This window comes from Butyrivibrio sp. DSM 10294 (assembly GCF_028539135.1).
Lineage (GTDB): Bacteria > Bacillota > Clostridia > Lachnospirales > Lachnospiraceae > Butyrivibrio.
Genome location: NZ_JANSWL010000077.1, coordinates 351,031 through 373,265, shown reverse-complemented (window position 1 = coordinate 373,265; position 22,235 = coordinate 351,031). Strand labels below are relative to the sequence as shown.

The 22,235-nt window shown below is 43.6% G+C and carries 17 protein-coding genes and 1 tRNA gene; all 18 read right to left on the bottom strand.

Going from position 1 to position 22,235, the window contains the following annotated elements; genetic code table 11:
- Positions 1-40: 40 nt before the first annotated feature.
- The gene (locus NXH67_RS10765; protein WP_022776704.1) at positions 41-886 is read right to left on the bottom strand and encodes a hypothetical protein; all 846 of its coding nucleotides are present in this window, start codon (positions 884-886) and stop codon (positions 41-43) included.
- A gap of 13 nt (positions 887-899) precedes the next feature.
- Positions 900-2,753, bottom strand: coding sequence for a hypothetical protein (locus tag NXH67_RS10760; protein WP_272797382.1), 1,854 nt, complete (start codon positions 2,751-2,753; stop codon positions 900-902).
- Between the two features lie 385 nt (positions 2,754-3,138).
- Positions 3,139-3,221, bottom strand: a tRNA-Leu gene (locus tag NXH67_RS10755).
- 99 nt (positions 3,222-3,320) lie between these two features.
- On the bottom strand, positions 3,321-3,914 hold the full coding sequence (locus tag NXH67_RS10750) for an NUDIX hydrolase (RefSeq protein ID WP_272797381.1): 594 nt from the start codon (positions 3,912-3,914) through the stop codon (positions 3,321-3,323).
- Between the two features lie 17 nt (positions 3,915-3,931).
- Positions 3,932-4,690 (bottom strand): tRNA threonylcarbamoyladenosine dehydratase, encoded by a 759-nt coding sequence (locus NXH67_RS10745; RefSeq protein ID WP_272797380.1) that lies wholly within the window; start codon positions 4,688-4,690, stop codon positions 3,932-3,934.
- Positions 4,687-4,989, bottom strand: coding sequence for a hypothetical protein (locus tag NXH67_RS10740; protein WP_022776708.1), 303 nt, complete (start codon positions 4,987-4,989; stop codon positions 4,687-4,689). The genes NXH67_RS10745 and NXH67_RS10740 overlap by 4 nt, the downstream gene beginning before the upstream one ends.
- Positions 4,990-5,008: 19 nt before the next feature.
- On the bottom strand, positions 5,009-6,664 hold the full coding sequence (locus tag NXH67_RS10735) for a putative manganese-dependent inorganic diphosphatase (RefSeq protein WP_022776709.1): 1,656 nt from the start codon (positions 6,662-6,664) through the stop codon (positions 5,009-5,011).
- Between the two features lie 106 nt (positions 6,665-6,770).
- A complete protein-coding gene (locus NXH67_RS10730; protein WP_272797379.1) occupies positions 6,771-8,501 on the bottom strand; it encodes an ABC transporter ATP-binding protein in 1,731 nt (576 codons plus the stop codon).
- A complete protein-coding gene (locus NXH67_RS10725; protein ID WP_272797378.1) occupies positions 8,498-10,222 on the bottom strand; it encodes an ABC transporter ATP-binding protein in 1,725 nt (574 codons plus the stop codon). Before NXH67_RS10725 ends, NXH67_RS10730 begins: the two co-directional genes overlap by 4 nt.
- A gap of 11 nt (positions 10,223-10,233) precedes the next feature.
- Positions 10,234-11,682: an exo-beta-N-acetylmuramidase NamZ family protein gene (locus tag NXH67_RS10720; RefSeq protein ID WP_272797377.1), complete on the bottom strand. Its 1,449-nt coding sequence runs from the start codon at positions 11,680-11,682 to the stop codon at positions 10,234-10,236.
- Entirely contained in the window at positions 11,679-13,082 is a 1,404-nt protein-coding gene (locus tag NXH67_RS10715) for an RsmF rRNA methyltransferase first C-terminal domain-containing protein (protein WP_272797376.1), read from the bottom strand. Before NXH67_RS10715 ends, NXH67_RS10720 begins: the two co-directional genes overlap by 4 nt.
- 57 nt (positions 13,083-13,139) lie before the next feature.
- Complete coding sequence (locus NXH67_RS10710; protein ID WP_022776714.1) at positions 13,140-13,511, bottom strand: metal-dependent transcriptional regulator; 372 nt, start codon at positions 13,509-13,511, stop codon at positions 13,140-13,142.
- A gap of 122 nt (positions 13,512-13,633) precedes the next feature.
- The gene (locus NXH67_RS10705) at positions 13,634-14,239 is read right to left on the bottom strand and encodes a hypothetical protein (protein ID WP_272797375.1); all 606 of its coding nucleotides are present in this window, start codon (positions 14,237-14,239) and stop codon (positions 13,634-13,636) included.
- A gap of 108 nt (positions 14,240-14,347) precedes the next feature.
- Positions 14,348-15,895, bottom strand: a complete 1,548-nt coding sequence (rny, locus tag NXH67_RS10700; RefSeq protein WP_022776716.1) for a ribonuclease Y — start codon at positions 15,893-15,895, stop codon at positions 14,348-14,350.
- A 153-nt stretch (positions 15,896-16,048) separates the two neighbouring features.
- Entirely contained in the window at positions 16,049-16,531 is a 483-nt protein-coding gene (locus tag NXH67_RS10695; RefSeq protein WP_272797374.1) for a GNAT family N-acetyltransferase, read from the bottom strand.
- Positions 16,531-20,301, bottom strand: coding sequence for a hypothetical protein (locus NXH67_RS10690; RefSeq protein WP_272797373.1), 3,771 nt, complete (start codon positions 20,299-20,301; stop codon positions 16,531-16,533). The genes NXH67_RS10695 and NXH67_RS10690 overlap by 1 nt, the downstream gene beginning before the upstream one ends.
- The gene (locus NXH67_RS10685; protein WP_272797372.1) at positions 20,301-21,890 is read right to left on the bottom strand and encodes a PP2C family protein-serine/threonine phosphatase; all 1,590 of its coding nucleotides are present in this window, start codon (positions 21,888-21,890) and stop codon (positions 20,301-20,303) included. The genes NXH67_RS10690 and NXH67_RS10685 overlap by 1 nt, the downstream gene beginning before the upstream one ends.
- 138 nt (positions 21,891-22,028) lie before the next feature.
- Positions 22,029-22,223: a hypothetical protein gene (locus NXH67_RS10680; protein WP_272797371.1), complete on the bottom strand. Its 195-nt coding sequence runs from the start codon at positions 22,221-22,223 to the stop codon at positions 22,029-22,031.
- Positions 22,224-22,235 lie beyond the last annotated feature (12 nt).

Here is a 22,235-nt window from a genome sequence, read left to right as displayed (position 1 = left end):
TTTGATCAATGAACATAATGATCAATAAACTCCTTCTGCTTTATTGAAGGAGACTTTCGGTTCCGATTCGTTTAAAGGTGTTAAACAATAGTCTTATCCAGGAATTTCCTCCAAGGAAAAGTCTGGAAAGGAAAATGCTGAGTGCGATAATTGCCAGGATAATGCTGATCCAGAAAAGTATTCCGATAATGGTGTCGGAATTTCTTTTTACCCACAGCTTTATCAAAAACCAGGGCGTGATCTTCTTTTTGGTCACTGCAGCAATGGTTATATCTCTGTATAAATCCGTGAATCTGTCATAGCTGGAATTTGCAATCTTTTTTTCCAAAAGATAGTAGCTTGTGGCCTTCTGTCCCGCCTTGGGGCTAAGAAGTGTCAAAAGTATGGAAGCGCACTCCGAAGTGCAGTCCCTTTCGCCTATGCTCTCATCCAGTAGTGACAGGTCCATTTCATAACTCAGATAAACGGATCTGTCGGCGGCCAGGTTTATCTGTCCGCCTTTGATAAGCAAATATAAAATTGGATACGGGAGATCAGATGTGATACATGCGAGGATAGTATTTATGCATATCTCCTCACACTGTGCCAAAGAAAGTGATTTCCCCTCATAAAAATCCAGTAACGGTCTTTCCCGGTGATACGGAAAAATAAGTGCATGTCCGTCCCCCACTGAGAAGTCTTCTATCAGAGCTCCCTCTCCCTTTCTTGAGGAGAGTTTGAACAGCTCCAAGATCTTCCGCACGATATCGTGCTGATGGACAACAATTACCGTATAAAGTGTTCCCCCGGAAGAAGATAAATCCCTGCATATATAGCAGTCATTCACTTCTCCCACACTTTTAGTTGTCACCGGCAGAAGCCGCATTGTTCCTGATTCATAAATCATCAGAAAGCCCCCATCAGAGTTTGAGATCCGGTATTTTAACTATAGGTTCTTTTTCCTGCTCGGCTATGCTGCCTGCATCCTCTTCTGTAGCTGTTGATTTAACGATGGCATAGGCGTAGGTACATACCATGGGCATATCCGAACAATATATTCTGATTTCATATACACCCTCCTTGGCAGGAGCCGTATATACACCGTCCACGGAGACTTCTCCGCTTCCGGGAGCTGTAAGCTCATAAGTAATGCTGACGGGATCCATGTTGTTGAACTGTACTCCAAAGTAATAATTCTCTCTGGGTCTCATTACAACAGTAGGCGTCTTGGCTGTAATGGTCTTTCCGTAATAGTCCTCAGCATCAAGCTCTTTGCCGTTAGGGAACTTGATGGCAACCCACCTGTAGGTGAGAACCAAGAAGTCCACATCGTGAAGGAGTCTTGCTGCTACAACAAAGCTTCCCTTGTCATTAAGAACTCTGACTGCCGTCTCAGCGTCAACAAGCTGCTGCGCCTGTCTGCTGAAGAGTTCAGGATTTCCGTATACAGTGCTCTTAGCGCTGGCTCCCAGGGTCTGATCCTGAGAAAGATATTCATAACCGATGGAAACAAATACATTTCCATTTCCAAGTCCATGGGTTATTTCGCCTGAATATCTTATATCTCCTGCCTTGGCATCTCTTCCGAGAGGTATCTCCAGCACGCCGGTAGCGACATTTTTAAGTTCACTGGCGGCAGGAGCAGCAAGAGGTATCTGATATGATGCCGGGATATCTGCAGATCTCTTTTCTGCGATATCCACATCCTTTACAAAGAATTCCATGTACCTGTTTCTGATGGCATTCTGGGCAGGAACATCAATGTACTGATTGGTAACAGGCTCTCTTATGGCCTCTATAACATAGGCGCTGTCGGTTCTAAGAAGATCAACCTCCGCCAGTTTGATATTATCTCTGGTCATGGCCTGTCTCATTTCAAGACTCAGTCTTCCCAGTTCTCTTCCTATAAGTGCCTGGGGTGTCTCTTCCGAAAGCCTTATCTTCATGGCGAAGCTGTTCTCAACACTGATTGCCTTATCATTTTCAAAGGCTGAAGCACTGCCGCTTCGCAGGATTATGTTTGTCTCGATTCCTGTGTGTTTCTGGGCTGTCATCCAGAATTCTTTGGTGAAAACAGTTCCTTGCGCCAGATCCACTTCGTCCACTGAGATGTCTATCTGCTCAGTCCCCTCAGGAGATGTAAATGAAGGGATATCAAGTATTCCCTTATAGGATACTTTCACCTCCTGATTAGACAGCTTCTTTATCTTCAGAAGTGCTCTCACATTTTTACCCTTGCAGGCAATTGTGGGAATCACTATACTTCCTTCGTAGTTTGAAGTTCTGAACAGGGTCTCCGACTGCAGAAATTCGGTTTCAAATTCTATACCCTCGTTATAATCTTCTTTATCAACAAGGAACAGCTCAAAGCCCTCACTTATACGGTTGTACTCATACTCCTGATCGGACTCCTTATGGCTTACCGCATATACCGAATGAATATCCTTCTCCTTGTAGCGCACACAAAGGCAGGCTGTATCGGTATGGAGCTGCTCAAATCCTTCTATAGCCGACAGCTTCTTAACCAAAGAAGAATCAATTATTATCTCTCTTCCGGTTCCGTCTATAACGACACCGCTCTCCACAAGGATAGACAAGTCATCAAGATTGACAACGTTACAGCCGCAGATAATACCGGCCCCATACATAAGGCTGCTCATAAAGCGCTGCTTATTCATGTGGTAGCTCTGTTCTGCCTGGAAGTCTGCAGTTGTTAACATTTTTCCGGGATAATAACGATTTCGCTCGAAAGGATATAGCTGACTATTAGCCATGAAGATAGTCCCCCCCAATCAATTATTGTGAGAAATTAATCCGTTACAGTATGTCTTTGCAGACATATTTACGTAGTGAAAATCAATATGCGTACAGATGCACAAGCATACTTATATTATAAACCAAATATTGTAACAAATGTGCAGCAATACTCTGTTTATTGATAATTTAATTTCAGTTTATCAAATTTTTATAAATGTTTTCAAACCCGCTCAGGGACTGGGATTAATCGTTTAAACGTTCTTGTATTGACGGCTTAGTTTACAAAAATTTTATAAATATATCCAACCGGCAAATGAATTTGTATGCAAGCATCCATTCGCTTGCCGGTCTTGTGCAACAAAAAAACACATCCAAAATGGATGTGTTAGCTGAAATGATCAGTGCCGGCAGTGGGACTTGAACCCACACGTGGTTACCCACAACAGATTTTGAGTCTGCATCGTCTGCCATTCCGACATGCCGGCTGAATATGAAATTAAGAAAGGCTGTATCAACATACAGCCTATTCAGTTTATCACAGCGCCACTGTATATTCAAGTAAAAAATGGAAGTAATTGCCCTATTTATGCATTCTTGTACAAAAAATAGGCCAGCATATGAATCGTCTGCTTAAAGTCTCCGACATAAATCCTTTTAACAAGTTCTTCCTCGTCTATAAGCTCCACATTTAAAAACTCTGTATCATCAAGCTCCTGCCCGGTGACCTTGTGGCAGGTCTCGGCAGCATAAATATGGACATTGCTGTTAGACAGGGTTGCATTGGAGGGAGCTGTCATCAGATGCTTCCAGTTATCGGAAACGTATCCTGTCTCCTCCTTGAGTTCTCTTCTTGCTGTTTCAAATGCATCATCTTCTGTAGCAATGATGTTGTCAAAAGTAATATAAGGAACATCACTCTTATCCTTATACTCTATCGCACCTGCAGGAAACTCAGTGGTAACCTCATCGATACCATGCCTGTACTGGCGCACACAGATAAATCTTCCCTGTTCATCCCTGGCCACGATTATTGAAAAGCTGTGTTTGGAAAAATTGTAGACAGGTCCTATGATTTCTCCATTGGGAAGCTCATAATCACAGGCTCTGAAATCTATCCATTCATCCTGGGCAAGATGCTGTGCATTCTGAAGCTTCCATGTCAGATCCTTATTATCCAAAATACTGTTCCGTCCTTTTACTTTTTGATTCCCAAAATATCCTTAATAACTTCGGATGCGATCACCAGGCCTGCCACTGAAGGAACAAAGGATACACTTCCGGGAGGAAGCTTTTTTCTTCCTGTGGAACCTGACTGTTCATTGTCTGCAAGCGTTTCTTCTTTCTCACTGTCAAAGGAATAATCGGGCTTAAGAGCCTTTTCCCCGGAATAGACAACCTTTAGCTTTCTTACTCCTCTTTTCTTCAGTTCCCTTCGCATTACCTTGGCAAGGGGATCCATCTCGGTCTTGTAGATATCCGTAACTTCTATCTGGGTGGGATCAAGCTTGTTGCCTGTACCCATGGAACTAAGAACCGGAATTCCGGCCTCAGTGCATTTAACGATGATATCAATCTTGGCAGTGACAGTATCAATTGCGTCTATCACATAGTCATAGGCGGCAAAATCGAATTGATCAGCAGTCTCCGGAAGGTAAAAGCATTTGAAAACATTCACTTCGCACTCCGGATTGATATCCTTAATCCTATTTCTGCAGACATCCGCTTTGTCCATGCCTACAGTGCTGTGAAGGGCAATGATCTGCCTGTTTAAGTTAGAGAGGCAGACTGAATCGTTGTCCACAATATCAATATGTCCCACTCCTGCTCTGGCCAGGCCTTCGACAACAAATCCGCCGACTCCGCCCACGCCAAAAACAAGCACCTTGGAGTCCGAGAGCTTATTTATTCCCTCTTCACCAAGGAGCATTGCCGTTCTTGAAAACTGTTCATTCATAAAAGAACCCTCTCAAGGTCATTATTATAAAAAATCTCTCTGTCATTGAAATTACAGCCTGTGACCTCAAGATTCATTCCCTTGGCACCCATAACCCTTCTGCCGCTCAGAATAAGGTGCACCTTTTTATCCTCAGTCATATATTCCTCGGACACTTCATCCGCGGAATTGCTTTTTTCCAAGACAGTCTTAAAATCCCCCAAAAAAGCAGGGATTATAACCGTCCCAATTCCCTGGCCGTACTTAGGCCCATATACCCCAATAATCTCGTGAAGAAGAATCCTGCGCAGTTCTTCCATACACTTGCCCTCTCATCTTTTATTGTTGTATTGTTTCAACTATTGCGGGAAGGAGCTGTTTCTTACGGGATACAACTCCCGCAAGTCTGGCACTTCCACCGCTTACGGTTATTCCAAAGGCACTTCCGAGTGTATGCTCAGCCTTGTTGCCGGCATATACCACTTCAGAAGACTCCTCTATGATATTGGTCAGCATGAAGAAAAGCATATCCAATCCATCATCGGAAGCTACCTTGGAAAGCTCCGGCATTATCTTATCTTTGATCTCAACCAGCTCCTCGGCACTCATGGAATTGATCTGACCGATTCCTATGGTCATATCATCAACGGTAAACTTCTTGAAGTCCTGATGAAGGATTTCCTTGGCAGTCTTGCCACTAAGGTTGGAACCTGCGTGGAACATCTCTTTTGCAAAGGCTTCAAAATCTATCTCGGCTATGGCTGCAAGCTCTTCTCCCGCTTTCTTGTCAATCTTGGTACAGGTGGGAGATCTGAACATCAGCGTATCTGACAGGATAGCTGCCAGTAGCAGACCTGCTGTGGTCTTATCAATCTCTACGCCGTACTCCTTGTACATCAGATAAATAATGGTACAGGTTGATCCCAGAGGCTGATTCCTGAAGAAAACCGGGCCTGCGGTCTCGATGGTACGTAGTCTGTGATGATCGATGATCTCCAATATATCTGCGGAATCAGCTCCGTTAACCGCCTGGTTCTTCTCGTTATGATCCACAAGAATAAGCTGTTTCTTCTTGGCTCCCAGGAAGTTTCTTCGGCTGATCATTCCGATGTAATGATCGTTCTTATCAAGTACCGGGAAGTATCTGTGTCTCATGGATGCCATTACTTCCTGAATATCCTCTATGAAGTCATCCATATGGAAGCTCACCAGCTTATCCTTTTTCATAACATGCCGGATTGGCATACTCTGGTTAATGAGTCTTGCTACAATGAAGGTGTCATGTGGAGTCTTGATGATCTTGGCTCCGTGCTCCTGTGCCTGGATCTGAATGGTCTTGGCAACATTAGCGCCCTCGCAGACTATGATACAGCCGGCATTCATTTCGATAGCACACAGCTGCATGTCATATCTGTTTCCAAGTATGACAACATCGCCTTCTTCAATAACATTCTCCATCATATCAGGGTTAGCTGCCGCAATTACAACCTTACCCTTGGTAAGAACATCATCGATATCTCCCACGATAAGCTCACCGTCAAGGGTCTCAACAATGTTCCTGTAGCATGTTCCTGCTTCTGACAGGATCCTCGGATCGATAACATCCATGTAGGTCTCAACTATATCGTTGGTTGTAACGATACCTGAAAGATGATCTCCTTCCGTAACACACAAGGTCACAACATTGGCATCTCTCATTTTGGCCCAGGCGTTCTTAAGAGACAGATTGGCAGGAGAACCGTCAAGCATACGTATCTCCATATCTCTTACCTGAGTTCTTACGTCCTTGATATAAGCCGGCACCGGTACATCGAAATGAGACAATACAAACTGAGTCTCTTCGTTAAGGTGTCCTGCTCTGGCCGCAATATAATCTCCTCCTGTAATCTCACGCTTAAGCTTGGCGTAGGTAATGGCGGCGCAAATGGAATCCGTGTCGGGATTCTTGTGTCCCATTACCAGTACAGGTCTGTTGTTATCCATTTTATATCCCATTATATTTCCTCGTGAAACGTAAACTACTTTTTAATAAACCGTCTTATTTCATATTAACGCATCTGAACGCATTATTTCTACATTTTTTAAAAGATTTCGTAATATCTTAAGCGAACTGGCTGTTATAAAGCTCATAGTAAAAGCCCTTTTTCTCAAGAAGCTGCTCGTGGTTGCCCTGCTCAAGGATATGTCCGTCCTTCATTACCAGGATCACATCGGCCTCTCTTATGGTCGAAAGTCTGTGGGCAACAATGAAGCTGGTCCTTCCCTTCATCATCTTGTTGAAGGCCTTCTGAATCCTGATCTCAGTGCTGGTATCAATTGAAGAAGTTGCCTCATCGAGGATCAGCATAGGAGGAATATTCAGCATTACTCTGGTTATGCACAAAAGCTGCTTCTGTCCCTGTGACAGGTTCCCTCCGTTCTCAGTGATAACAGTATCATATCCTTCCGGAAGCCTTTTTATAAAACTGTGGGCGTGAGAAGCCTTGGCTGCTTCAATAATCTGCTCATCGGTAAAGCCTTCTCTTCCAAGAGTAATATTATCCCTGATAGTCCCGCTTCTAAGCCAGGTCTCCTGAAGCACCATTCCAAAGCTGTCGCGAAGATCCTTTCTCTTAAGGGTTCTGATATCATGACCGTCAATAGAGATGCTGCCGTTATCTACGTCATAGAATCTCATGAGAAGATTGATAAGTGTAGTCTTACCACTTCCGGTAGGACCAACAATAGCTACTCTCTGGCCCTTTTTCACATTAAGATCAAGATCTCCTATAAGTTCTTTGGACTTATCATAAGAGAACGCCACGTCAGAAAAAGTAACCTCTCCCTCAGGTAAGAAATTCATAGGCGCATTGGCATCATCAGACACCTCAGGTTTCTCCTCGATAATAGCAAATACTCTCTCAGCGCATGCCAGGGCATTCTGAAGCTCAGTTACCACGCCGGATATCTCATTGAAGGGCTTGGTGTACTGATTGGCGTAGCTAAGGAAAATTGTAAGTCCACCAACAGTCATGCCTCCCGCAATGCAAGCAAAAGCTCCGAACAGTGCGACCGCTGCATATACCAGATTGTTGACGCATCTGGTGCTGGGGTTGGTAAGGGATGAGATAAAGGTGGCCATTATACTGGTCTTCCTGAGTCTCTCATTGACCTCATCAAACACTTCCATGTTCTCATCTTCATGAGCAAAAGCCTTAACAACGGAGAGATTCCCTATCATCTCGTCCACAAATGCGGTCTGATCAGCACGGGACTGGCTCTGTTCTTTGAAAAGCTTAAAGGACTTATCCGCAATAAACTTGGCAATAAACAAAGACAGCGGAGTAAGAACAACTACAACAATAGCGATCCTGTAATTCAGATAGAACATGAATACAAGGGTTCCCACAATAGTCACAATTCCTGTAAACAGCTGTGTAAAGCCCATAAGAAGGCCATCCGCAAAAAGGTCAACATCAGAGATTATCCTGCTTACGATATCTCCTGTCTGCTTGGAATCAATGTATTCAAAGGGCAGGATCTGAAGCTTGTCAAAAGCTTCTTTTCTAACATCCCTTACAACCTGGAAAGTTATCTTATTATTTGTCTGGTTCATTATCCACTGACAAACAGCGATAATTGCGATGGCGATCACCATTCTTATCAGTATTGTAGTAATCTTACCAAAGTCAACGGCTCCGGCACCGACAATACAGTCTATTGCGTTACCTGCCAAAATAGGCACATAGAGAGAAAGGAGCGCTGTCACGATAGCAAGAACCATGGACAACAATATAAGCAGGCGGTATTTGCCGGCATATTTCAGTACTTTTTTAAGCGTTCCCTTTTTCATACCGCGCCCTCCTTCTTATACTGTGAATCGTAGATTTCCTTATATAGCTCGCAGCTTGCAAGAAGCTCCTCATGAGTTCCGATACCCGCAGCCTTACCGTTATCAAGAACTATTATCTTATCGCAGTTAAGTACAGAGGAGGTGCGCTGAGAAACAATAAAAGTTGTAGGCGCATTATCCATTTTTGCAATAGCTTCACGAAGATTCTTGTCAGTGAGATAATCAAGAGCCGATGCGCTGTCATCCAGAATCAGGATCTCAGGCTTTCTTACAAGAGCCCTTGCGATGGTAAGGCGCTGCTTCTGTCCGCCGGAGAAGTTCTTTCCTCCCTGCGCCACCATGTAATCAAGCTCTTTGTCCTTGCCCTTTACAATTTCTTCTGCCTGAGCAATTCTAAGTGCCTCATAGATTTCCTCGTCGGTGGCATCATTTTTTCCCCATCTGATATTGTCTCTTATACTGCCATGGAAAAGAACGGCCTTCTGAGGAACAATTCCAATACGCTCCCTAAGGGCCTCAAGACTGTATTCCTTGACATTTTTGCCATCAATAACAACGCTTCCCTTGGAAACGTCATAGAATCTGGGAATCAGATTGATAAAGGTGGACTTACCGCTACCGGTTCCTCCGATAACGCCTATCCTCTCGCCTCTCTTAACTGTAAGGGTGATATTTTCAAGGGAATCCTCGCTGTCTCCCTGATATCTCATACTGACATCATTAAATACTACGTGATCCTCGGTGGTATCAAAGCTTCTCTCGCTTCCGTCCACCATTGAAGACTTAAGTTCAAGAAGCTCCTGAACTCTGTTACCGGAGGCAATGGCCTTGGTCACGGTAAGTACAAGATTGGCAAACTTGATAAGCTCAACAAGAATCTGTGACATGTAATTATAGAGTGCCACGATCTGGCCCTGGGTAAGAGCTCCTGAGTTAACATAGATAGCGCCTCTGTAGATAAGATAAACAACCGCAAGATTAAGTATCGCATAGGTAACGGGATTCATAAGAGCCGTCACCCTTCCGACGAATTCCTGCAGATTTAAAAGAGCATTATTTTTGTCCCTGAAATTAGCCTTCTCCTTCTCTTCCATTCCGAAGGCTCTGATAACTCTGACGCCGGTGTGATTCTCTCTTGTGAGGCCAAGAAGCGCATCAAGGCCGCTCTGGATCTTACCGTATCTTGGGATACTCCAGGTCATGATAAATCCAACAACAGCAAAAAGAAGTATGATCGTTACCAGAAAAATCAAAGCCTGACGAACATCAATTGTAAATGCCATGGCCATTGCGCCGAATACCACAAAGGGAGATCTCAGAAGAAGTCTGATAGTAAGGTTGACTCCCTGCTGAACCTGGTTGACGTCACTGGTCATCCTTGTGATCATTGCAGAAGTTCCAACTCTGTCCATATCGGAAAAAGATAGCTTCTGGATATTCTCGAACAGTGCGCTCTTAACCTTGGCAGCAAAGCCTGAAGCTGCTTTCGCCGCAAAATACTGCGCTGTAATGGCACTTACAAATCCAACAAAACAAAGAAGCACCAGAACAAGACACATCCTGATGATATAGGACTTGTCTCCACCGGTGATTCCCTTATCGATGAGAGCCGCTATAACAAGCGGCACCATCAGTTCAAAGGAAGCCTCAAGAAGCTTGAACAGAGGTCCAAGCGTAGCTTCCTTTCTGTAATCTTTTAGATAAACCAATAGCTTTTTCATAAAATCCTCTTTTATTCAAAATCGGTGTATAGCAGATACTGCCTTCTCTTCTCTTTAAAGTCATCAAGTTCCTCCTTCCAGGAAGCCTTGATTTTTTCAGCACTTTTGCCGTCCTCTATCATGAGCCTGACATTATCCGTCCCCATAAGATAATCGATCCAGTAATGCCCGTCGTTATATTTTGGGCCCCAAAAGACTGCTTCACAGCTGCTTTCATTTATCGCATTATAAGCATCTATCAGGTAGCTTAAGTTTAATCCGTTATTCCGGATATCCGAAAGAGGTATTGTCCGCAGATCCCTGCCATAGCATGTTTTATCCTGGTACATGGGGCTCACGGCACCTTCCATAGACACAGGTATAAAATTATAATCGTATTCTTTCATATCAGCAAGGTATGGACTTCCATAAGTTTCAAAAGGGTACTCCGTCCCTCTTCCCACAGATACAACAGTATTCTCAAAGAGGCACGTGGAAGGATACAGGTACACCGCTCTCATATCCTTAAGATTTGGAGATGGCGGCTTGATCAGATAATGCATTGTGTTATGATCATAGCCAAGACAGGTGATCACCGTAAGATCACAGGAGTCCTTCCCTGCCTGTAGCCATCCTTCACCATTAATCATAAGTGCCAACTCCCCCAGCGTCATACCATGAGCAACCGGGATCGGAAGTCTTCCCACGTTGGAAATAAGCTCATTCTGAAGGATCGGTCCGTCAACCAAAAAGCCGTTGGGATTGGGCCTGTCAAGAATTATCACCGATTTGCCATGCTCTGAGCAGGCGTCCATAAGATCAAACATTGTGATGTAATATGTATAGAATCTGAGTCCCACATCCTGGATATCAACCACAAGTACATCAAATGTCTCTAACGCATCTTCAGAAACCGCCTTGCTGCGATTATCCTCATACAGAGAAAGAAGCGGAACTCCTGTAGCCGGGTCAATTGAATCATCCACGCCTTCTCCGGCGTCACTGGTACCTCTAAAGCCGTGCTCCGGGGATAAAACGCAGGCCACATCAACATTCTGCCGTATAAGAGCATCCAGGACATGTTCCCCATAGGTCACATCATTCCCCTTATCATCCTTGCCGAAGTGAATGAGATCAGCTCCTTCACCTAATGCATCGTAGTCGAAAGAACACTCATCTCCTACGATTCCTGACTGATTGGAAAAAAGAGCGACTCTCTTTCCCTCAAGCATTGGAATATACTGCTCAAAGCGCTCATCTCCAAGAATCAGCTGCGTTTCTATGTCATCGCTTTCGGTCTCTTCTGTAGTTCCAAGCCTGCTACTGTCAGTCTGAACATCTTCTATCTTTTCAAAAGCAGAACTTGAATACCCTTGCGATGATACAGGAGTTCCCCCGGATTCACCACAGGCTCCCAAGGTGCCTGCTGCAATTACCACCGCTAAGATCAAACTCAGTTTTCCGGAAGTTTTTCTTATCATAGGTTGATCCTTAGTCCCTTGGGATAATGGTTCTTTAACATTCCGCCTGCAGCCTTGGCCCAGCCTATACTATAGCCGTCCACCAGGATAAGACGCCAGCCTTTTTCCTTTTTATCAAGGCCCCTCAGGGTCTGTCCATTCAAATATGCATCTATTTCAGGAGCTTCTGCCTCAAAATCCACATAGGCCTGTACTTCATCTTTCCTAAGAGCAAGTGCCAGCGCATGGGAGGGCTCGAACCTATCTTTTTTCAAGGTTCCCAGGTGAAGTCCCGGGCGCATTACCTTAAGTCCATTTGGTGAAGGCATGTTTTCAGGAGCCAGATACATCTGATCTCCGAACATAAATATTGTTCCCTTAAGATCATCAGGGTTCACCAGAGTCTCTTTTGCGAACTCCTCAAATATTTTTTTCTCGGCCTTTGACGCTTCTTTTACCCTGCCTCCCGGAACGTATCTACTTAAATCTGAAGAAGTAAGCTCTCCGTCCCTCTTTAGAACGCACAGGAAATGCCCCTCGCCTTTTACCTTGTGGGGCCAGAGTCTTACGCTCTTTCCTATCTCATTGGCTTCAATATCGTCAGCATCAGTCCATTCAGGCCTTCCTGCCTCCATTCCGCCCACAAGCGGTACAGTCACCACATGGAAATCTGGGTGCTTTCTGATAAACTGAAGTATAGTGTTCTCATTTTCTTCTACAGAAAAAGTACAGGTGGAATAAACAAGAGTCCCGCCCGGAAGCAGCATTTTTTCGGCACAATCCAGAATTTCTGCCTGTCTCTCGGCACAGAGTTTGACATTTTCGAGACTCCACTCGGAAAAGGCCTCTTCATTTTTCCTGAACATTCCTTCTCCTGAACAGGGAGCATCCACAAGGATTTTTTCAAAGTATCCTTCAAAAACTTCTGACAGATGCTTAGGCGTCTCGTTGGTTACAAGCGCATTATTTATACCAAGACGCTCTATGTTAAGAGATAATATCTTAGCTCTATCTCTGTTGATCTCATTAGTTACAAGTATCCCCTCTCCCTTCATGGCAACGGCTATCTGAGTGGATTTGCCGCCGGGGGCAGCGCACAGGTCAAGAATCTTCTCTCCGGGCCTTGGAGCAAGGAAATGAACCGGTGCCATAGCGCTGGGTTCCTGAATGTAATATAATCCCGCTTCATGATAAGGGTGCTTGCCCGGAGTATCACTGGTCTCATAATAATATCCATTCTCTTCCCAGGGCACCTCTTCTTTGGCAGTAGGAAATTTGTTGAGAACAGACTTATCAGCCTTAAATGTATTGATCCTTAAGGCATGATACCTTGCGTCATCATCAAAACTGTCCAAAAACTGCTGGTATTCTTCCTGTGACAAAGAACTTTTCATTCTCTCTTTAAATATTTCCGGTAACATAAAACCTCACTAATAAACACGCCACCGCAAGAGCAGTGGCGCAGCATTTACTTGTATTTACTTCTCTTCGTGTTCCTTGATATACTTCTTGATTCCCTTGAAGGTCTCAGGGCTTATGATATGCTCAATCCTGCAGGCATCAGCCTCAGCTATTGTCTCATTGACCCCTGCTGTCATCATAAGGAACTTGGTCAGATTGGTGTGCTTGGCGTAAACAGCCTTGGCAACCTTAAGTCCCTCAGCTGTAAGATTGAGCTCACCGTCTGCTTCCATGGTAATAAGGCCATTCTCCTTGAGAATGCCCACAGCTCTTGATACACTGGGCCTTGAAAACTCAAGTTCATTGGCCACATCAATTGATCGTACCACACCCTTTTTCTTCTTCAAAAGGTATATGGTCTCGATATAATCTTCACCTGATTCGTGCATAGTACACCCCCGTGCATTAGTCTTAATATGTTAATTGTATTGTACGCAACCAAAATATGCAAGAGTTTAATCAGATAAAATATATCACTCTTCATATAAGTCATGATCACTTATAACTCAGATCATGGTTCATACCAGACGCATCTTACAGAATAAATTCTGTTGCTATAGTCTTTTAATGTAGTATACGTATCTTTAAGCGGATCCATACAGATATATTCCCCGTTTTCTGCGCCTATGATCAACACAAAATGATGATAACTAAAAAGGGATTTCCTATGGATCTTCACTATAGGATACCTCCCCTGGGAAAGGCATTCGTCTATATATTCTGAATCCAGGTCACTGTAAACTTCCGCATTAAAGCCGGGAAGCTTATCAAGAGCTCCCCACTGCATATTTCCGGCAGCATCAAACACTCCGTTTTCAGATAAAAGAGTAGCCACTCCTCCGGGAGATAATGCCCCACTGCTCTCGGAAATTGCGGAAGCTATACAGGTAGTTATACAGCCTGATGACTCCATTGTGTATTTGGATTCTCCCAGATGTATTGTCTTCCATCTGTCATCATCCTGGCGATAATGAACCATGTTTTCAGACACGGGATAATCCACTTCACATTTCACATTGAGACCGCCGCGATTCTTCACGATCTGTGACAAAAATACTAATGCCAGAATTGCTATAGTTATACCGCATGCGATGATTATTTTTTTATTGCTACGCATATACCCTCTGACTCCACTCCTCCCGGTAAAATCCCCTGAACTTTAAAAGAGGCCATCCTTACGGATAGCCTCTCCACTACATTTTCAATTTAATACGATGCAGCCTGATTACTTAGCATAATCTGTTGCTCTGCTCTCTCTGATGATATTAACCTTGATCTGTCCGGGATATTCCATCTCGTCCTCAATCTTCTTGGCAATATCACGAGCCATGAGCACCATGTCTTCATCAGATACCTGCTCAGGAACAACCATTACTCTGACTTCTCTGCCGGCCTGAATAGCAAATGAGTGATCAACACCCTTAAAGCTATTAGTGATATCCTCGAGTTCTTTAAGTCTGGATGTGTAGGTTTCAAGTGTTTCTCTTCTTGCGCCGGGTCTTGCTGAAGAAATTGTATCAGCAGCCTGTACCAGTACAGCAATAAGAGACTGGGGTTCAACATCACCGTGGTGAGCTTCTACCGCATTGATAACTGTCTGTGATTCCTTGTACTTCTTACATATCTCAACACCAAGCTGAATATGTGAGCCTTCAAGTTCATGATCTACAGCCTTACCAATATCATGTAAGAGACCTGCTCTCTTAGCAACTCTAACATCGAGTCCAAGCTCTGATGCCAGAAGTCCGCACAGCTGAGCAACCTCAACAGAATGCTTAAGGCAGTTCTGTCCATAACTGGTTCTGAATTTCATTCTACCGAGAATCTTAACTACTTCAGGATGGAGTCCGTGAACACCTGCCTCGATAGCAGCGTTCTCACCTTCCTCTTTGATCTTGGCAGCTACTTCTTTCTGTGCCTTCTCCACCATCTCTTCAATTCTTGCGGGATGGATACGTCCGTCCACGATAAGCTTCTCAAGAGCTATACGTGCTACTTCACGTCGGATAGGATCAAATCCGGATATAACCACAGCTTCCGGTGTGTCATCGATAATAAGATCAACACCGGTCATTGTCTCAAGGGTTCTGATGTTTCTTCCCTCTCTGCCAATGATTCGACCTTTCATCTCATCATTAGGCAGCTGAACTACAGATATTGTTGTCTCGGAAACGTGATCCGCTGCACAACGCTGAATTGCGTTAACAACGATTTCCTTGGCTCTCTTATCTGCTTCTTCCTTAGCCTCAGCTTCCATGTTCTTGATCATGACAGCTGATTCATGCTTCACATCATCTTCTACGATCTTTAAAAGATACTCTTTTGCCTGCTCGGAGGTTAAGCCAGAGATTTTCTCCAGTTCCTGTACTCTCTGTTCGTTAAGCTTCGCAACCTCTTCACTCTTCTTGTTGATTGCCTCTTCACGGGCATTCAAGCTCTGCTCTTTCCTCTCGATCGCTTCCGATCTCTTCTCGACGTTCTCCTCTTTCTGCTGAACTCTACGTTCGGAACGCTGAACCTCGTTACGACGATCCTTGACTTCTTTCTCAAGGTCGTTACGTGTTTTCATGGCTTCTTCTTTAGCTTCAAGAAGTTTCTCACGCTTCGTATCTTCCGCAGTTTTGAGGGCCTCGTCAATAATCTTTCTTGCCCTTTCCTCAGCACTTCCGATTTTGCCCTCTGTTACCTTTTTGTGGTAATTGGTGGCTAAAACCCAAGTTGCAAGAGCAGAAATGACAAGAGTTACTACTACTGCAATAACATAACCGATCATTACAGGAGCACCTCCTTATTCAATTTTCATTGTACAATATTTTGTATATCAAGCCTCAAAATGGCCTACCCATATACAATTTTACAACATATTAATATTACCTTTTCTATGTTGCAGTGTCAAGAAAGATATTGTTCCCTGACTTAGCGATATTCAATATCTGAAAAAATGTATCTCAGCGGTTGCACCGCATATTTCCGGCCTGTTTTGGGATTTGTCCCTCATTACGAGGAAATCCGTGAAGTCATTTTTGCGAAGCCACTCCTCAAACACTTCCCGATACTCATCCTCCAGGCAGTACATAACCTTTAACAGAATATCATCTCCGTATTGACTATCCTCCCAGTCATAAAGAGCTCTTGCTACCTCGGTCATCTTTTGCAGAAGCCCTGAAGCGATTCCTTCCCTTCTGTGTTCCTCATCGGTCCAAACGCTGAGCAGGCTGATGTCTCCGTTATCCTCGAGTTCAGCCACCAATGCTCCCACAGCCCCATCTTTGTCATCGGCTGCCAAAGCCAGATAGTTTTCCTCAAAATTTCTTTGCTGTTTAAGTTCTTCCACGACCATAGGAAGAATAAGAGGTTCATATTCTTCAAGATTTTTTTCGGTGATCTGACTGTAAATCACAGTATTCATCAGCTATTCCTCTCTGAACTGACTGCACTTTCAATCCATTGCATTGTTTGAGTCATCCTGGTAATAAAAAGGCATATTCCATCGATATCCCTTTTCCGATACCCTGCTTCCTTCAATGCAGACTTTATATACACTATCAGGCTATCCTGCACAAATGAATCTGCGATAATATGAGGTGATTTTTCTTCATTTCCTTTGGCATAAGCAGCCAGGATTTTCTTCATTAATTCACTCTTTTCACTCATTTTTGAAGAAATGAAAGCATCGATCTGCGATATTTTCTGTTCATCGCTGCTTTCTTTGGGATAATTCAAGCTGCTAAGCCCCGAGATAACCTTCTCAAGAATCACTGCCTGATATGCATAAGAGGGACGCTTCTCTAAGAAAAATGTTCCCATAAGCCTTTCTCCCTCTTCTTTCTTTTCTTCCAGCTTGCAAAGTTCTGAAAATGCGAAGTCCAGGTCCTTGTCTGTAAATTCTTCTTTATACAGGTTAAACATGCTGGCTTTTCCAAAGGCTGTGGCAGTAGTAAGCTCCCTTTCAAGCTTACTGAACATTTTGTTATCCTCGGAAGTCCTCTCATCTTCAGGTATATTATTTATCCTTACATATTCAGCACCCTCAGTAACAATCTGCGTCGGTGTCTTGCCCATCTTAAGATAGCCCATAAATATCTGCGGACTGATACTTACTGTATACTCGGTATTCTCTTTGGATATATAAACAATTTCATGATCCGCCTCATAATCTGCTAAAACTGTCCCTACTTCACCTTTATAATCATTAGCGATGTTATTGGTATAAGCATTATCCAGAAAACTTAGCGCCACCTCGCATAGACTTAAGTATTTCATAAATGATTCATTGAGGAGATGATCCTGCTTAAGCCTTTTGGCGTAATAATCATTAAGCATCTTCATATTGGAACTGATTTCTTTATGTTTTGCTCTGGCCTCATCGGAAACGCCTTTGCCGCTTTTCATTATTATATCTGCAATTCTGCTTCCGCTTGCAAGCATCTCACATATTGACTGATCGTAACTCTTTAAGCTGCCCTCCTGCTCTGTTATTCTGTTTCTTATCTCTTCAGCAAGTAAAACACCTGTATCCTTGTAAACATTTTGGAATTCCTGAACATCCTCCATTTCGAAATGCTCTGAGTAATTAGCCGTCAGTTCACCCTTATCCGCTTCTCGAAGATCTTCTCCTATAGCTCCCGGCGAGTAACCCTTACGTACCAGATCCGCGCCATCAACAGTATCATAATAGCGGTCGAGATCTTCCTTGGTAGTCATCTTCTGACCGAAATTCTCATAGGAAATATCAGTCTTTTGGAATTTATCAGCTATATCATTTGCGGCAATATTTTTTCCAAAGCCGTTAGCTCCCACAGCTATATTGAGCCCATTGGAGACAACACCTGTAAAGTCAATTATCTCTTTTTCTATATCGCCGGCAATAGGAAGGTTTGCAAGCTTTGCCATATCCGTCACATAAGTGGCGCAGTTTCTCTTATAATAACCGTAGCCTCCGTCTGCATAGGTCTCCGTTGCCTTAAGGATCCTGTTTATATCGCCGGTCTTTACCTTATACTTTCTGGCAATATCAAAATCATGATTGTAATCATTCCGAATCTGCCCCTGCATAAGAGCACCGGATGCCATCATCAGATGGTTAACTTTCGAAAGTCCTCCGCCCGGGTAAAAGCCCATTTTGAGGCAATATCTCTCCTTCCGCTTTGTAGCTTTGTTATACCGGCTATAGGACAGACCTATCATGGCATGGCCCATGCCTGCCCAGATATTAGCACCTCTTTTGCCTCTCATAGACTGCGCTGTCATTATGGTCACCTCCGGTGGGCTCTCCGGATTTCCCGCAGTCATTTTTTCCCAGATAAGAGGGAATCTTCTAAAATCAAAAAGAAGATTTTCTTCATCGTCACTGTCTGTAATGTGCTCATCCGCAAACCTCTCATCTTTGGTTCCGGGAACAAAACCATGTATCCGCTTCTTCTGGGCGCCGGCTGCTCTCTCCTTTTCCTTGAGCTGTTTGGGTGCCGCAATTGCCTTGCCGACAATAGACCCGACAAGGCCGACAGTTGCACCGATCATCCATCTTGCGCCGGCCATACCATAGTTCTTGAGTTTCCCCCAAAGGCCTATTCTGCTGTTTGGTCTTTCTACAGGAACAAAAGAACGTCCCTGAACTGCGCGCATGGAATTATCGATATTCTGTCTTTCAACCTGAGGCTTTATATTTTCAGCCTTATTCTTTTGAACAGCCTCTCCGCCTTCTTTATACTGCTTTAACTCTAAGACATCCTGAGCGAGAGCTTTTCGTACTTCATTACCTTCCCGGGTAAGTCTGCTCTTTCTCTCCTTTGTATATATATCCTTCTTTTTGAGATGATATTCGATAGCACCCTCAAGATCTGAATGTCTCGTAAAATAGTCACTGATCTTTGTTTCATCCATACGCTCCTTCTTAAGAAAAAGTGTATCGATGTATTTAGAGAATTCAGCAGGGACTTTTCGTTTAACATGGGAGAGCGGAATTTCCTTTTCCTCTTTCAGCGCAAGGAGTTTGTTATTACTTATTTCGGTCATGGCCCCATCTATATCTTCTTTTTCCAAAAGAGCATAATAAGGAGAGGACATGATTGCCAGTCGCTCAGAATAGTCCTTTTCTATTTCCTTATAGATTTTTATTCTGACCTTCATCTCCTCCAAAGTCTTCTTTGAAAAATCCAGGGGTGTATCGAATCGTTTTTCCAGACGAAGCACTTCTCCCAGAAGAAGATCTGCGTGTTTAGCCACCTGTAATTTGCTGTATAGCTTTAGAAAATGTTCTTTCTCGGTCTCTCCTTTTTCCTTTCTGTGGAGAAAATCATCTGTCCTTGCAAAGGTAAAATCCGACATATCCCAGGACATGATGTCAAAAAGGATGGTCTCTATCTGTCTTACCTTTAGCTGCAACCCGGTTTGACCCTCAGCGTCATTGTTGTCATCGGCCTTCATTCGGCAGAGCATCGTAGCCATAGCCTCATCCTTGAGGTTATTAGCTCTTGCATACCAAAGGATCGCATCCGTCAGGCAGTTATCGTAGCGTTCGTTCACTCCGTCGACAAGGCCCTCTGCTTCACTCTTTTGTTTAAGGAACTCTTTCTTTTTGTTCTTATATTTCTCTATGTCCTTAAGATATCCCCGGGTAAGCTTAACATCAGCAAGTTTCTGCTTAAAGCGTTCTCTGCGCTCTTTCGTTATTTCTCCCAGAGGTTTATCGCTAACAAGGTCGTGGGCCAGAGAGAGCTCATTATTGATCTCATCAGTGGTCAGATGTCGATTTCCTGTCATATAAGATAAATCGCGGGATACTGAAATATTGATCTGACTTGCATACTCATCGATATAGCTGATAAGTCTCTCACACAAAGCCTTTCTTTCAGGGCTGGAAGATGTTTTTCTCCGAAGCAGATAATCTGCGGCGCTCTGACGGATAGCAAGCAGGCTTTCTGTTCTTTCTTCCTCGCTTGTTGCCTGCTGATAAAGCAAAGCGCAGGCAATCACCTTCTGAAAGTTTGCCATTCGCTTATGGTCAGACACGACCTTTTTTATCTCAGTTTCAATCTTATTCAGATCGACCTGATCATTGTGCACCGCCTGCTCCTTGCGCTCAGGCACCGGATTGTGTTCTGAAATATTCTGCTGACGGCTGATTGCTGATGCATTTAAACTCCTATGAAGATTGTCTAATTGGCTATGTTCCAGCATTAATTATCTCCTGCACTTTTTCCTTTATATTCAATAACCAGCATAGTAAGATCATCAAATTGAGGAGCATCTTTTACAAAAGAATCTACGTCACTGCGTATATTCTGCAGTAACATTCTGTTATCGTCAGCACTGTGTTTTTGGATGATCTCAAACATTACGGGCTCTGTCAGCCTTTCATCCTGACTGTTTGTGGCTTCGGGAAGTCCGTCTGTATATACAAAAAATCTGTCTCCTTCGCTCAGATTACAATACTCATTCTCATACTTTAAACCGGGCACAGCGCCAAGAACCATACCGTGCACCGTTTTTATCAGTTCGCATTCGCCGTTTTTTCGCATCAGAACAGGGTTCTCATGCCCTGCGTTAACCGATATCATTTCTCCGGTAGTAATATCAAGAATAGCCAGCCAGACCGTAACAAACATCATCTCGCTGTTACCCTCGCACAGTGTTTTATTAACATCTTCAATTATTTCCGAAGGGCTACCGCCCATACGGGCTCTATGCTTTATAACGGTTTTGGATATCACCATGAAAAGTGCTGCAGGAACACCCTTTCCGGACACATCTGCTATAACAAGGCAAAGATGCGTCGGATCAATAAGAAATGCATCATAGAAATCTCCGCCAACTTCCTTGGCAGGGTCCATAGACGCATAGATATCAAATTCGCTATGGTCAGGAAACAGCGGAAAGTTGCCGGGAAGCATGCTGACCTGAATCCTGGCTGCCAGATCCATCTCAGCTGCGGCTTTCTCTTTCTCCGCAGTCATCATTCTTATGCGCCCCATAGTTTCTTTTATGTCCAGCTCCATATCAGCAAGTGAATGATATAGCGTTTCTATCTCATCATTTGTATGGATGTTAAGCCCTTCAAAAAACAGCTTGTCCTCATCCTCGACAGCTTTATCTCTTTTTGTATATTCCTCAGCTGCCATGGCAAGAGTATTAATGGGGATGATCATCTTTTTCCTCATGATACAGCTTACCCTATATGCCACAATGGCGATCAGGAGCATACAGATCAGGATGTAGACAATAGCTTCCACAATCAGGTCCTTGATGAAGTCTGTGACATTTATATCGCAGGTACAGTAGCCAAGAAATTCTCCATTTGCATCATATACTTTTAGATAATTAGTGGCTATCCATCCACTTACATCTCCGTATCCCACATAAATCTTATACTTTGATGATGCCACTTTATCCATCTGCTCCGGTGTATCTATGCCATTGTCTTCTTCAGAAAGCCACTGCCCCGGTATATACGCCTCTTCAATATCGGAGCCATCAATTACATAAACAGCCCGTTTCCTTTCCTGATCAAGAAAAATAAAGTCCAGGCTGGCTAGTTTATCCTTTTCCCTTATAAGAACAAGACTGTCATAGGCATTCCAGAAGTCCTCATCTATCAGTTCCAAAAAATAGTCAATATACTCTTCTGAAAACTGATCCTTTGCGATTTCTTCCGGAAGATCATTGTAGAGCTTTTTTGTTGAATTATAGGCTTTTTCAAGGTAAGACGTGCCAAGAAGAGAGACCGCATATTCCATAATGTTTGCTGTCTCTCTCTTGTACTCCTTCATCTTGACAATATAATTGTTTAAAAGTGTTACCGCCCCAATCAGCAGTATTAGTGCCGTTGAAATTAAAAGTATAGTATTGAAGGCGACAACCTGAAGTGAGCGCCTGTCTTTTTGCAATACTTCAGCTCTCCTTTTAGTTTACCTTCCTATTCCGTTAAGACTCCCAGGAACATCTTTCGGCTTTGCAGGATTTTCCCACCCCGGAATAGCAGAAGGCATCTCCGGAAACTGAGGAAGATCAGTTCCATCTCCGCCTTCGATATTTATGTTCCCAACTCCCCCAGTAATCTTTTCAAGGGCATTATCATCCATTTGTTTATTTTTTCCGTCCATAATATGTACCTC

What these genes read in the sequence shown, in the direction of transcription:
- NXH67_RS10765 (WP_022776704.1), bottom strand. Translation starts at nt 886, where the DNA reads ATGATTTATGAATCAGGAACAATGCGGCTTCTGCCGGTGACAACTAAA.
- NXH67_RS10760 (WP_272797382.1), bottom strand. Translation starts at nt 2,753, where the DNA reads ATGGCTAATAGTCAGCTATATCCTTTCGAGCGAAATCGTTATTATCCC.
- NXH67_RS10745 (WP_272797380.1), bottom strand. Translation starts at nt 4,690, where the DNA reads ATGAATGAACAGTTTTCAAGAACGGCAATGCTCCTTGGTGAAGAGGGA.
- NXH67_RS10740 (WP_022776708.1), bottom strand. Translation starts at nt 4,989, where the DNA reads ATGGAAGAACTGCGCAGGATTCTTCTTCACGAGATTATTGGGGTATAT.
- NXH67_RS10735 (WP_022776709.1), bottom strand. Translation starts at nt 6,664, where the DNA reads ATGGGATATAAAATGGATAACAACAGACCTGTACTGGTAATGGGACAC.
- NXH67_RS10730 (WP_272797379.1), bottom strand. Translation starts at nt 8,501, where the DNA reads ATGAAAAAGGGAACGCTTAAAAAAGTACTGAAATATGCCGGCAAATAC.
- NXH67_RS10725 (WP_272797378.1), bottom strand. Translation starts at nt 10,222, where the DNA reads ATGAAAAAGCTATTGGTTTATCTAAAAGATTACAGAAAGGAAGCTACG.
- NXH67_RS10720 (WP_272797377.1), bottom strand. Translation starts at nt 11,682, where the DNA reads ATGATAAGAAAAACTTCCGGAAAACTGAGTTTGATCTTAGCGGTGGTA.
- NXH67_RS10715 (WP_272797376.1), bottom strand. Translation starts at nt 13,082, where the DNA reads ATGTTACCGGAAATATTTAAAGAGAGAATGAAAAGTTCTTTGTCACAG.
- NXH67_RS10710 (WP_022776714.1), bottom strand. Translation starts at nt 13,511, where the DNA reads ATGCACGAATCAGGTGAAGATTATATCGAGACCATATACCTTTTGAAG.
- NXH67_RS10705 (WP_272797375.1), bottom strand. Translation starts at nt 14,239, where the DNA reads ATGCGTAGCAATAAAAAAATAATCATCGCATGCGGTATAACTATAGCA.
- rny (WP_022776716.1), bottom strand. Translation starts at nt 15,895, where the DNA reads ATGATCGGTTATGTTATTGCAGTAGTAGTAACTCTTGTCATTTCTGCT.
- NXH67_RS10695 (WP_272797374.1), bottom strand. Translation starts at nt 16,531, where the DNA reads ATGAATACTGTGATTTACAGTCAGATCACCGAAAAAAATCTTGAAGAA.
- NXH67_RS10690 (WP_272797373.1), bottom strand. Translation starts at nt 20,301, where the DNA reads ATGCTGGAACATAGCCAATTAGACAATCTTCATAGGAGTTTAAATGCA.
- NXH67_RS10685 (WP_272797372.1), bottom strand. Translation starts at nt 21,890, where the DNA reads ATGAAGGAGTACAAGAGAGAGACAGCAAACATTATGGAATATGCGGTC.
- NXH67_RS10680 (WP_272797371.1), bottom strand. Translation starts at nt 22,223, where the DNA reads ATGGACGGAAAAAATAAACAAATGGATGATAATGCCCTTGAAAAGATT.